The organism is Anaerobiospirillum sp. NML120449, from assembly GCF_023051105.1.
In the GTDB taxonomy this organism is placed as follows: domain Bacteria; phylum Pseudomonadota; class Gammaproteobacteria; order Enterobacterales; family Succinivibrionaceae; genus Anaerobiospirillum.
In genome coordinates, this window is record NZ_JALKIL010000009.1 from 121,939 (window position 1) to 134,686 (window position 12,748).

The 12,748-nt window shown below is 52.2% G+C and carries 6 protein-coding genes; 3 read left to right on the forward strand and 3 right to left on the reverse strand.

From position 1 onward, the window contains the following. Window positions 1-173: 173 nt before the first annotated feature. Entirely contained in the window at window positions 174-2,921 is a 2,748-nt protein-coding gene (locus tag MXE41_RS04390) for a hypothetical protein (protein WP_247099505.1), read from the forward strand. Between the two features lie 54 nt (window positions 2,922-2,975). Here MXE41_RS04390 and MXE41_RS04395 read toward each other — a convergent pair whose 3' ends face one another. After that, window positions 2,976-3,272 carry a hypothetical protein gene (locus MXE41_RS04395; protein WP_247099506.1) on the reverse strand — a complete coding sequence of 99 codons (297 nt, stop codon included), beginning with the start codon at window positions 3,270-3,272 and terminating at the stop codon, window positions 2,976-2,978. Between the two features lie 434 nt (window positions 3,273-3,706). Here MXE41_RS04395 and MXE41_RS04400 point away from each other — a divergent pair, with 434 nt between their 5' ends. Both MXE41_RS04400 and eno read left to right on the forward strand, forming a co-directional pair. Next, window positions 3,707-4,684 carry a DUF533 domain-containing protein gene (locus MXE41_RS04400; protein ID WP_247099507.1) on the forward strand — a complete coding sequence of 326 codons (978 nt, stop codon included), beginning with the start codon at window positions 3,707-3,709 and terminating at the stop codon, window positions 4,682-4,684. A 1,537-nt stretch (window positions 4,685-6,221) separates the two neighbouring features. Continuing rightward, complete coding sequence (gene eno, locus MXE41_RS04405) at window positions 6,222-7,517, forward strand: phosphopyruvate hydratase (RefSeq protein ID WP_246977816.1); 1,296 nt, start codon at window positions 6,222-6,224, stop codon at window positions 7,515-7,517. Window positions 7,518-7,813: 296 nt separating this feature from the next. On the opposite strand, the gene MXE41_RS04410 is transcribed toward eno, so the two are convergent. Next, window positions 7,814-8,353: a GNAT family N-acetyltransferase gene (locus MXE41_RS04410; RefSeq protein ID WP_246977817.1), complete on the reverse strand. Its 540-nt coding sequence runs from the start codon at window positions 8,351-8,353 to the stop codon at window positions 7,814-7,816. Between the two features lie 433 nt (window positions 8,354-8,786). After that, window positions 8,787-12,748 (reverse strand): type ISP restriction/modification enzyme (locus MXE41_RS04415; RefSeq protein WP_247099508.1); only part of this gene is annotated, 3,962 nt, incomplete at its 5' end.

Consider the following 12,748-nt stretch of genomic DNA (forward strand, 5'->3'; position numbering starts at 1 on the left):
TCAGGCCCGGCCGGGTCGGCGAAATGACTTTTTCAGCACTGCCCAGCCTTTAAAGGCTGGCACCAGCTGTAGTCCAGGTCCTGATGTTTTCAGGATATTCAGTCGAGAAAGAGGGAACAGCGGCATAACCAGCGCTCTGCGCTGACCTTATGCCATGCCAGGAAGTTATTGCTATGGCAGATTCTAATAATATTCAGCAGCCGTTCATTTCTGCACAGGGTGCAGATCACGACCACAACGGCCGCTCCATGTCTGAATTTCTTTCCTCCGCTCCTCTTGCCGCAGGCCTGGTGCGCCTCAGGCATATGCTGGAACTTTCAGGTATAAACGAAAAATCACGCCATCTTCAGGACTGGCGTTATCTGCGTCGTGATCACGAGGCAGATGCAGCTGAAGGTTCATACTCCCTGCATTATGATGTCCCGGCCTCTACTTCATCGTTCATTGCTCAGGCTGTTATTCCAGGTGGCAGCCTGGAAGATGTCATGTACAGCACTGTAGCAACCCGTGAGGTTGACGGGGACCATGTCCACACAGGCAAGAACACTGTCAGCAGCGATGTAGCCACAGCAGGTGCTGCCGGCTGTGCTTCTCATGGCGGTCCGGCTGCTCATGCCGGTTATGCCGCTCATGCTCTGTCCTCTGCTGTCTGTGCACATAGCAGCTGTTTACCTGCTGCAAGCAGGATGCACTCCAGTGCAGGAGCTGTCGTCCCGGGCCAGGAATGCAACAGTGAGGAGCGCCCTGAAGGCAGAATGCTTCGTGCTGCTTCCCGTGAGTACATCAATCCGGTTCAGGCATCCTCTGGTAGCCGTCGCCGTCTCAAGGAAACTGCTGACTTTTTCAAGAACCTGCCTCCATTTCACTCTCTGCGTCCTGATGGCTTTATTACCCGGCAGGCGGCCAGCTCACTGTCTGAAAGTCATACAGCAGTGACTGCATGTCATGATGGTGATGCAGGTGCAGCTTACGGCGCAGCAGGTGCGTGCGGAGCTGCCGGCGCAGCAGGCGCTGCAAATGCGTCTGAGGCCAGACGCGCTCATCAGGCATGCGTCAGGGTTAACTCTCCATCATCTTCATCCTTTGAGCACTCTGCCGGACTTCATCAGAAGCTGGCCGCTGCTGACTTTTCAGGGTCTGAACACGATGCCTCTCAGGATGGCGCTGATGAGTACTACAGCAATCTCAGTGTGCGTCTTGCCAGTGAGCTGCGTGGTATTGACGCTGCCCGTGCAACTTTCTGTGGTGGTGCCATGCCATCGCCATGGTATCACTCTGATACCCTGACTGGTGACTCATCATCCAGCCGTGGCAGTCGTGACGGTCACGACTATGCAGCTTCAGTGCGTGCTGCAGCTGTAGTAACCTCGTTTGACAGAGGCGTAGCCTCTCATCGCGATGCCCACATACAGCTGAGCGAGCAGCATGAACGTATTGTCATGGAGTCAATGTCCATGCCATACAGCGAGCCTTTTGCCCGTGATGATGTGCGTTCTTATGGCAGTTTGAGCGATTGTGATGACAGTCCTGGTGCTGCCGGCTCTGATGACGGGCTGCGCAGTCTGATGCGTCATATTCTGGCTGTTTCTGCAGATGATGCAAAGCAAAAGACCTCAGCTGACAATGAGCGCTCTTCTCTGGCTGCAGAGCACTGTGTTATGGAAAGCATCTGCGATGTTGAGGAAGTATGTGCAGTAGATGCCAGGACTGTAGATTCAGTCTTTGACCATACTGAATGCTCAGAGGCAGGATCAGTGTACACATCATCTGATTCTGCCATGGATCTGCCACATACTGATGAGCTCTCATCTCATGACACAGGCTCGGAAAATGGCGTTCAGGTTCATACAGTTAAATCTGCTGACAGTGAGTCTGAGCTGGTATCAGCTTCAGTAGTCCGCTCAGGCGGCAGTACCGCTACATCCCTGCTGGGCTCAGCATATGGCTGCAGAAAGAAGAAAGCATCCCAGGAGGCTGAAGCATCAACCTCAGCCACAGCAAGCGCAGCTGCAGGCACTGACGGAGCAGCAGGCACAGCGGGTAAGTCTGTACATTCATCAGGCAATGAGTCGGCCCTTAACGCTGAGGTCATGAACAACAGTCATAACAGCTTCGGTGCAGTTGAGTCCCTTGCCGATAATGATTCAATGGCAGCTACTGACACTGATGCTGACAGTTCAGGTGCTGTCACTGCTGGTGAAAGGTCAGGCGATATCACTGCTAATGCAGACTCTCAAAAGACCGGCTCACGTCGCAAGAGACTGCTCAGAGCATTCTGGAAATCAGGGCGTAAGAACTCTGCTGCAGAGGGCGTAACTGATAACACCTTATCTGCTACAGATAATTATGCCGGTTCTCAAAGCATATGCGCTCATGATGCCGGGGCAGTTGCAGGTGCACGAGCCGTTGCAGCTACACGATCCGTTGCAGGAGCAGCAGTAGCGGTGGCTGATGCAGCTGCTGTTACTGCAGAACATGACCTTATGGCAGGCCAGCATGACAGCATCTCCCCCTGCCATACCCCGCAGTGCGGGGGCAGCCAGGGTAATGTCTCCACAGCTGTAGAGAGCAGCGACAATGTTCTGACCTTAAGTGGCAGGGCGGCTCATGGCTCGGCCTTGTCGAGCCTGCTGGGATTTGCTGCAATGGACAGCTTATCGCGTGATCGTATGCTCAACTCAGATGTACTTTCACTGACTACGGCATTAACCCGTGGTCCGGACGAAAGCGCGCCTCTGGGATGCTCCTCACGTACCATTGCCTCTTCAGAGTCTGTTTATACCTCCGGTGCCCACGTTCACATACAGAGTCAAGGGCGCAATGGAGCAGGGCATGGCGCTATGAAAAACTCAGTAAAAGCCCCTTCAGCGCATATGAGAGCCCTTAGCCGCGTTAGAAGAGCTCTTACCCGCAATCGCTGAAGTTCATAACGCCTGCCGCACCGGCGTCTGTACATAAAGCAGACGGCGCCGGCGTCAGGCCAATGCAGCACGGTCAGACCAATGCCATGCTGTTGCCAGGGCTGCTCCGTCAGACCAGTGCCATGCTGTTGCCAGGGCTGCTCCGTCATTCCAGTGCGGTGCTGCGGCCAGGGCTGCACCGTCATACCAGTGCCGTGCTGCGGCCAGGGCTGCACCATCATACCAGTGCGGTGCTGCAGCCAGGGCAGCATCGTCATACCAGTGCCGTGCTGTGGCAAGGGCTGTACCGTCATACCAGTGCGGTGCTGCGGCCAGGGCCGCTCCGTCATACCAGTGGCGTGCTGTGGCCATGGTGCAGCCTTGATGGGTTTAGCTCCAAAGCACTTTTTATTAATAAGGCAGCCATGGGCTGCCTTAATTATTACTGGCTAAGAGCATCTTTGTTTTGTAAAGCGTTATTGCGTTAAGTTCATGGGCAATGCCTGGCTTTTCAGTGGCTCCGTGCTCATGGTGGCGATGATTATGAGGATGAAACTCTATGCCATTCCTGTCGCATTTGGGACTTTGTCTGGCTGATTTAGGGCCGGGGAGTGGGTATGTGACATGGACAGACTAATTTGCCTGTATGGTCAGGTCACAAATTGGGCATATTGATCATTAATTTTCACATATTGGTGCAGAGTGCCAAAGAATCTGTCTATTGCGTTATATTGGGCCATTGGCAGATTTGGCAGACAGAGCTGCCAGCTTTTTGCCAGGGAACATAGAACAGGAAAGTATCTACTATGCCATCTCAGTCTGACGCCTCCTCAGGCAACATTACCATTGGGGCCCATATCTGTGCCCCGCATGATCGTATAAGGCAGAGCTGTGCCGGCTCGGAAAACGTACCGGCTACCATGTCAGGAACCTTCATGGCTCCTGCAGGTCGCAGCGACGCTCACAGCGAAATCATGCCTGCCCTGAGCGGACGTAATGACCTTAACAGTATGTCTACTGATGGCGAGCAAACCGGCGTAAGTGACGAATTAAGACGCTCTGAACGCAAGGAAAACTCCTACTTTCTTTCAGATGAGCAGATCCTCTCGAGTATGTCCCGTCATGACAGACATGCTCAGACTGCTGCAGTAATGGCTTACGGCATGTTCAAGCAGTGGATGAGAAGAAGATCAGCTGTGCTGCGCCCTGACGGTCTGCTTGAGGAGGGTAATGAGGCTATCCTCTATGAGACCGTGCTGCAGATCATCGAGACCATGATTTTTGCCATGCGTGCAGATGGTCGCATCGAAACAGACGAGTACAATTCTCTGATTGACTTCTGTCAAACCGTTATTCCACGTCAGCTCTACAGCAATATCAGAGGTGAGATTGACCGTCTGCTGACCATTGATCTCGACCCTTCGCTGCTGGCAGCCTGTGTTCGTTATCCTGAAGAAAGCCTGGATATGTACCTGCTTTCAGCCGTAATGCTGCATAACAGTCATTTCCTGGAGCTGGGCTATCTTGAGAATCTGGCTGCCTGTCTGGGTATTGATCCATCACTGCGCCGTAATCTCAATGACAGCGCTAATAAAATCGTGTTCAACTCCCTGCAGGAGGCTGCAGCCCGTCATGAGTCAAGCCGTAATGGTCCAGTGCAGATACCTGTAGATGGCACTCCTTGCGCTCTGACTGATAAGCATGCCTCGAGTCAGACCGACAGCAACGTTCAGGAGGGCTGCTGCATGGCCGATAACGACTCCAGCCCGGCACGTCCTGCCTGATACTCTGCCCTGTCCCCGCCCTGCCCTGCCCTGCCGCAGCTGATAACTCCCTGCCTGTGTACGACCGCCCTGTCAGGCGGCCTCCGCTCACGCGCCAGATCCACCCACTCACCTCCGTCTTTCCCCTTTCTGGCGCCGGGCAACATGACTTTCATAGTCTTTATCCCTTTCTTTATCCGGCAGTAAAGCGGTTCTTTTGCTGAATCTGCCAGCGCATTTGCGCGCCATGCGCGCATGCGCACCAGCGGCCCCGCATTATAAGTCCAGCGTCTTTCGTGCGTTTGCATGTGCCGCGCTAAGTGCATGGCTCCCCTCACATCATGTCTGCCTGTCGGCAAAATTCTTATCCTGTCCGCCAACCGGACAGCTTCTTGTCCTGTCTGCCAGCCGGACAACTTCTCATCCTGTTTGCCAGCCGGGCAGCTTCTTGTTATGTCTGCGAGCCAGACTGACTTCTGATCCTGTTTGTCTGCCAGGCCGTTTCTTATCCTGTCTGTCTTGATCCTGCAGTTCGGGAGCGTGCTATATGCCTTGTCCTGGCTCGTTTGTCAGCTTTTATGGAGGTTATGTGAGGCATGTTTACGAACAAATCCCTTTCCTTTGGTATTGCCTGATCTGTAAAGCTAGGAGTGCACACCGGAAAAAACTGGTCAATCCATATAAGACATAAGCGAAAATATTTCCCATATGAGAAAGTGCCACGAGCTGGGCACTCACAGGGGGCCGGGGCATGCTTTAAGATGTTTCTGACGCAGATCACATATGTTTGTCAGCAAACGCTAATGCATGCATGCACAGTTGACGCAACTTTTTGCCTCCAGTTGCAGGCCGAAAATCAGTGTCCGAAAGTACTTGCATGAGGTGATATTAGCGATATAATGTTTGTCGTGAGCTTTGGCTAACTAAAGTCAGTTATGGACAATTCAAGTTGTTTTCTGATAACTTTGGTCAGCTGATACAAACCTGGCATCGCCAGGAACAGAATCCAGACAGGCCATGCGATACCGGCCTGCTGAGAGTCAGCCATAATCCTGAGGATTAAGACCCCTAACACTTGCTCCTCAATACCATGGATGGCTGAATTTCAGAGTGACTGAATCCTGCAACTGCCGAACAGGCAGGCTCACAACCAGTTTTCTGCTGCGCACCTGTTCCGGCTCATAAGCCGGAGAATGCTCAAGGTAAGTGCCCGGACATGCCGTCCGCTCCCGCCTGCTGACAGGTGTGCACCCATGCGGCCATTTATTTAATGGCCATGCATGCAGTCATCATGATATTTAATCTCCCGCCCTGGTGCTGGCTCCTGTCAGTGTGTGTGGGCAAATGGGAGTGCATGACTGGCTATTTATGCCAGCCGTTGCGTGATGGCACACAGATACAGATTAAGCAGTGGCTGTCAGGAACAGTCTCAGACCTGCGCCATTGTATTTATGCCTTTTGTCAGGAAGACGGCTCTCTTTGCCGTTTTCTGAAGCGTCTTTCCCAGGGAAAGGCCATGTATAAAGGCTTCAATTTGAGAAACATTAGGAATAAAGACATGAGTGCGATTGTTGATATCAAAGCCCGTGAAATCATTGACAGCCGTGGCAACCCAACCGTTGAGTGTGATGTTTTATTAGACTCCGGCGCTTTTGGTCGTGCCAGCGTTCCATCCGGCGCTTCCACCGGTGTCCGTGAGGCTATCGAGCTGCGTGACGGTGACAAGTCCCGTTATGACGGCAAGGGTGTCTTAAAGGCCGTTGCCAATGTCAACACTGAAATCCGTGAAGCCTTATTAGGTTTAGAGGCCAGCGATCAGGTTTTAATCGACCGTACCATGATCAAGCTCGACGGCACTGACACCAAGGCCCGCCTCGGTGCCAACGCTATCCTGGCTGTTTCCATGGCTGTTGCCAAGGCCTCTGCTGAGGATGCCGGTCTGCCTCTGTACCGCTACCTGGGCGGCTCTGGCAAGATGGAAATGCCAGTTCCAATGATGAACATCATCAACGGTGGCGCTCACGCCAACAACAACCTGGACATCCAGGAGTTCATGATCATCCCTGTTGGCGCTCCATCTCTGGCTGAGGCCGTTCGCATGGGTGCTCAGACCTTCCACGCTCTGCGCAAGATCATCAATGCCAAGGGCATGACCACCGCTGTAGGTGATGAGGGCGGCTTCGCTCCTTCCATCGACTCCCACGAGGAGGCCATTGAGCTCATTATGGAAGCCATCAAGGCTGCCAACTACGAGCCAGGCAAGGACATCTGCATCGGTCTGGACTGCGCTTCTTCCGAGTTCTACAACGCCGAGAAGAACGAGTACCAGCTCACCAAGCAGGGCAAGACCTACACCATCGATCAGTGGATCGACGTTCTGGAATCATGGGTTGACAAGTACCCACTCATCTCTATCGAAGACGGTGCTGCTGAAGGCGACTGGGACGGCTGGAAGAAGCTGACCGACCGTCTGGGCAAGAAGTGCCAGCTGGTAGGTGACGACCTGTTCGTAACCAACCCTGCCATCCTCAAGGAGGGTATCGAGAAGGGTGTTGCTAACGCCATCTTAATCAAGGTAAACCAGATCGGTACCTTAACCGAGACCTTCGAGGCCATTGAGATGGCCAAGCGTGCCGGCTACACCGCCATCGTTTCCCACCGCTCCGGTGAGACCGAGGATGCCACCATCGCTGACATCTCCGTTGGTACCAATGCAGGTCAGATCAAGACCGGTTCCATGTCACGTTCTGACCGTCTGGCCAAGTACAATCAGTTAATCCGTATTGAGGAAGAGCTCGAGGGTACCACCAACTATGGCGGTAAGAACTCTTTCTACTCCATCAACTTAAAGTAATCTGAGGCAGGTATATCCTGCACCTGCCCGGCAGGGTGCCATGCTGGCCATAAGGCTGCATGGCACTGCCGGGAATGACAGAACACACTGTTTCAGATAATACTGTCACAGTGAACACTGTCCTCAGTTCAGTGCCATTGACCATTAAATGGCACAAAAAAAATGGCTGCCTCAGGGCAGCCATTTTGGTTTGAGCAACGGTAAATTTTCATCCGCTCCAGGCCACAGCAGGCTTAGGGCATCGCTGCGCTGCCAGAGGCCTGGAGACATTGGGCATTTCTGTCGGGGCCGGGAGGCTACTTAAGTTCGAAGTCGCAGTCGACGCGGAATACTGTGTGATTCATGTCGACACCACGGTAATGAATTATCTTGGTGCCCACCGGTTTCATGCCGTTGCGCTCGGCAAGGCGCTCTGATGAGGTATTGCCCTCACGGATAATGGAGTACATTGAGGTAAAGCCCAGCAGCTTGAAGCCATACTCTCTGCAGGCGCGGGCAGCCTCAAAGGCATAGCCCTGATGCCACCATTTGTGCGCCAGCAGATAACCAATTTCAGGAACTACCGAGTTTTCATATTCCTGCATGGTTATACCGCAAAGACCTATCATTTCATTACTGTCTTTGAGCCACATTCCCCACTGGCCAAAGCCCCACTCATCGTAATGCCTGATCTGACGGTCCATCCATTCGTGCATCATGGGGTCGCTTAAGGCACCTTCATAGGCATACATTACGCTGTCGTCCTGCACAATTCGGGAAAGCAGGGGCATATCGCCTGGTCTGAGGCGACACAGAAGAAGACGGGACGTCTCTAATATAACTTTTCTGCTGGCCAAGTTTCCTCCTTACTGTCTGAACAGGCGGAGCCGGGAGACAGTCCGGCATTAAACCATTACAGTCCGCATCGGCCGCTGACTGCTCACTGCCCCGAAAGGCCTAACCTGCAGGCCGGAGACCTAAAGCCTCGGGAAAACCCACAACCCACAACCACAGGAAACAGCCCACAGGCAAGGCATCCTTAAGATGCGGGCCAGCGCTCAGGGCTCATAATGGCAAATTCCCGGAATTACAGGCAGCAGCGGCTCATATGCCCTATCATAACCGTAAATGTTGCCATTTCATTATTATTTCTCACAGCTTTGAGACAGGTAGCGCATTCAAATGGCATGGCAAGACCATGTGGCCTGCCATGCCACTGCCATAGCAGTGACCGTGGCCCTGGCCGGAGCTGCCTGCTCTCTGCCGGAGTGCCTCCAGCCCATAAAGCTGCTACTGATCGAGCTTATGAATGGCCAGCTTTGGCAGAGCCCTGACTGTCTTTACTGTCTCCAGAGAGACAGTTATTACACGCAGAATGAGCTTGAGAATGTACTGCTCATCGCCTACTGAGGCCGCATAGTCGTTGAAGTCGTTAATGATGCCGCTGTCCTTGTCAACCTTGACGCAGCAGCGCTCAACAACCCAGTCAAGGGCAGACTTCTTGTTGACCACATACTCCTGAACCTCCAGTGGAATTTTGCTGATGGTGATGGAGTTGTTGTAGACGATCATGCTGCGGTCCTTGCCCGCATCACCAGTCTTGCCTTTGACCTTACCATAGGCCATCTTGTTGACCCTGAAGTCCCCACTGCCAATACCCGTAAGCTCACAGCCTTTATATGGCTCAACTGACTCGTAGTTGATGTGCAGATCAGCAAGCTTACGGCCTGCCTGCTCAAAGGCAGAGAAATCCTCATAGGTTGCCACACGCGGAATACGTGGCAACTCCTTAATGAGGTTATTGGCATAGGTGGTACGGTAGTCCTCACTGTGCAGTATTCCGTATATGTAGTAGAACACAGCGTCGGCATCAATCTCAGAGGCGTGCTCAGGATAAGCAGCCCTGAAGTGCTCCACAGCCTCAGCATTGATGCCATCAGTACGCACATAACCATGCTCATCGGCATCACGACCTGCAATCTCGCCTATGAGCCCGCCCTCAGGAGCCCTGGTGTAGACATAGCGTGGAAGGCACTGGCACCCGGATTCAACAAGGTGTAAATCAGGAATTTGATTACTCATAAGAGCATCAAAACATTTAGCTCCCAAACTGCTTACTCCGATGACAAGGTTCTCGGCTCCGTTGTATGGGAATAATTTTGGCTGAGAAGACTCTCGGTGTATCCACAACTTGTCCCAATATACGAACTGCTTAAAGAATGGGCGATAGACAGCTAACTTGATATTATCCTCAGAGTATGGGCTGCTCGTGACCTTTTGTTCCAGTTTGCTTTCCAAGCTGGAGCTCCACTTGATTTGTTTTGCATCAAAAACTTGGACAAAGTTTTCAGCATCTTTGCTAAAACTATCAACCTGACTGTTATAGAAGTTGATACACGTTTCAAAGTTTGACTCAAGTTGCTCTTTTCCTGATTGAAAAGACCAAGCGTCGCGGTTTGTGTTGACGCCAAGGCTAATGGTTCTAAAAACACTCAGACCATTTGTGTTCTTGCCATCAACAGTAATGAACTTGCCAAAATCATCCCGCCTCTGATTAAACCAGTCGTTGTGCTCATCCGGAACAATCTCTGAGAGCTCAGCATTGACCGCTGACTTGGTTGAGGCCAGCTGCAGCAGCTTTTCCTCACGGGACATGTAGTCATCGACACAGGCAAAGTGAATGCGACCACTCTCCTGAGATGCAGGGTTCTTAACAAGAATGGTTATGGCGATAGGTGCGCGGCTGCCTGCGCCGAAAATCTTGCCGCCCTCCTTTCTGGACTGCTCTCCAGATGTACGCTGGTTGCCTTTCAAATGGTAGATGTATATTGAGCTGAACTCCTGCTGCAGGCACTTGCGCATGCCATTGGCGGCTGATGCATCCATCCAGCCGGCATTGGTTACAAAGGCCACAATGCCCTGTTCTCCTATGCGATCAGTGGCCCAGCGGAATGCCTTAATGTAGCTGTCATACATGCTCTTGGAGCTGGAGACTTTACCACCTTCTTTTACGTAGGTCTCCTGAATGCGGGTATCTACACCTTTCTTTCCAAGGTAACGCTCATTCTGATTGTCGTCATTGGCGCTGGTCTGACCAATAGAGTATGGTGGGTTGCCGATGATGACGCGGATTGGCAGTTCGTCTACCTGCTGGCGGCGGGCAGTGTTCTGAGCAATGGTGTTAGCAAGCAGCGGGTTTACCTGCTCATCGTGCAGGGCAAAGGTGTCGGTCAGTACGGTGATGTTGTTTGGCTGGTATGGCATACCCTCCACCAGGTCATGGAAGACTGATTCCATGTTGATGGAGGCTACATAGTAGGCCAGCGGCATGAGCTCAAAGGCATGCAGGTCATGGTAATACTTGTTGGCCAGGGCATTACGCGGAATAATGTCTTCAGACTGCATCAGACGGGTGATAAAGGTGCCGGTGCCGGTGAAAGGATCCAGGACATGCACGCCGTCATTTGCCAGGGTCTGGTTGAACTCCTTTTTGAGGATGTCATTGACTGAGTGGTTGATGAAATCAACCACCTCAACAGGGGTGTATACAATTCCCAGCTTTTCCTGCTGCTTAGGGAAAGCTACCTTGAAGAAACGGTCAAAGAGGTCTACTACCACCGACTGACGCTCAGCAAGAGTCCTGACGTTCTGCATACGGAACTCAAGGCCATCATAGAAGTTCTTAAGTTCAACACTGGCGTCCTGAAGTCCCTTGCTGTCCAGCCTCATAAGCATATCGGACAGCGCGCGGGCTACAGGGTTGTGATTGGCAAAAGGATAGCCCGGGAAGAGCTTGTCCAGAATTGGCTTGATGACCACATGCTGAGCCAGCATATCGATGACTTCATCAGCATCCAGTACATTAGCTTCTTCCTCACTGACAGCCTTGCCATTGATGGAAGACGACAGGTGTATACGGAAGTCTTCAAACTCCTTGCGTACAGCGGCATTGGACGTGTCATTGAGAGTGTTGTTGATGATGTCAACCTGCTTCTTACAGATCTCAGCTACATCATCGGCCCAGTCCTCCCACTCTCGGCGGTTACCAAGCTTGCGGACAATAGATGACTTGATACGCTGCTCATACTCAATAAGATCAATAAGCCCTGGCTTCGTTACAGGTTCATCGGACTCAGGCTTGCGTTTAGATGAGTTTCTGGATGATTTGCCTGTATCAGCCTTTGCAGCCAGGGCCTTGTCGTCAATGCAGACGACTTCGATGCGCTCGTCGATTTTTTCGAGGTTGCCATCTACGATAACATGGTTAGGGTTGATGGCCTTGAGGGCGCGCAGCACCTGCCAGACGACAGCGAACTGGTCTGTACGGTTGATAACGGAGTCAATTTCCTCGTCTGCGCTGGCCACAACAGGAATGATTACGTAACCGCGCTTCTTGCCCGGGGCACGACGCATGACACGGCCTACGGTCTGAACCACATCTACCTGAGACTTTCGTGGTGACAGGAAGATTACGGCATCAAGTGCTGGAACATCTACACCCTCGCTCAGGCAGCGTACATTGAAGAGAATCTTGCAGTGCTCATTCGCCGGTTCTTCACGCAGCCACTGCAGCAGTGCACCTTTCTCCAGAGCATTCATAGAGCCGTCAATATGTCTGCAGTCACAGTGCAGATCATGGCTCATGATGTATTTGTATTCACTGTTGGCTACCGGATCCTCAGGCTTTGGTCCTTCCTTGATAACATGATTTCGATATTCGTTGACTACAGTCTCAAAGGTGTCAGTAAAAGCTTTTGATGAGACCTTGTCGAGCTTCTTATCGGGATTGATCACCTGAGCAAAGCCTACAGCGCGACGCATAGGCAGGTGGTCACCGACCAGCTGATCTGAGGTGCCGTACTTGTTTAGAGCTTTCCATGCACCAACAATACGGGCCGCATTGTTGTCCGAAAGATGGCTTATGCTTTCTGCTGTACGGGCAAAACGGGAATCAGCCACCAGAATTACTACTTTGTAATCCACCAGGCAGCCCAGACTGACAGCCTTATCAAAGTTAAGAGAGTGCAACACCGGTCCAAAGACATCTACATCGTCCATGGAATACAGCACAGCCTCACCAGTCTCCTTCTGCTTTTTGGCTGCATCTCCATAGATCTTTGGTGTGGCTGTCATGTACAGGCGCTTTTTGGCATGCACGTAATCATTATTATGGATACGTGTAAAGACAGCCTCCTCTTCATCAATGAAGTCCAGCTTTGACTTACGAGACTTGCTCTTGACAGGCTTGTCAC

What these genes read in the sequence shown, in the direction of transcription:
- MXE41_RS04390 (WP_247099505.1), top strand. Translation starts at nt 174, where the DNA reads ATGGCAGATTCTAATAATATTCAGCAGCCGTTCATTTCTGCACAGGGT.
- MXE41_RS04395 (WP_247099506.1), bottom strand. Translation starts at nt 3,272, where the DNA reads ATGGCCACAGCACGCCACTGGTATGACGGAGCGGCCCTGGCCGCAGCA.
- MXE41_RS04400 (WP_247099507.1), top strand. Translation starts at nt 3,707, where the DNA reads ATGCCATCTCAGTCTGACGCCTCCTCAGGCAACATTACCATTGGGGCC.
- eno (WP_246977816.1), top strand. Translation starts at nt 6,222, where the DNA reads ATGAGTGCGATTGTTGATATCAAAGCCCGTGAAATCATTGACAGCCGT.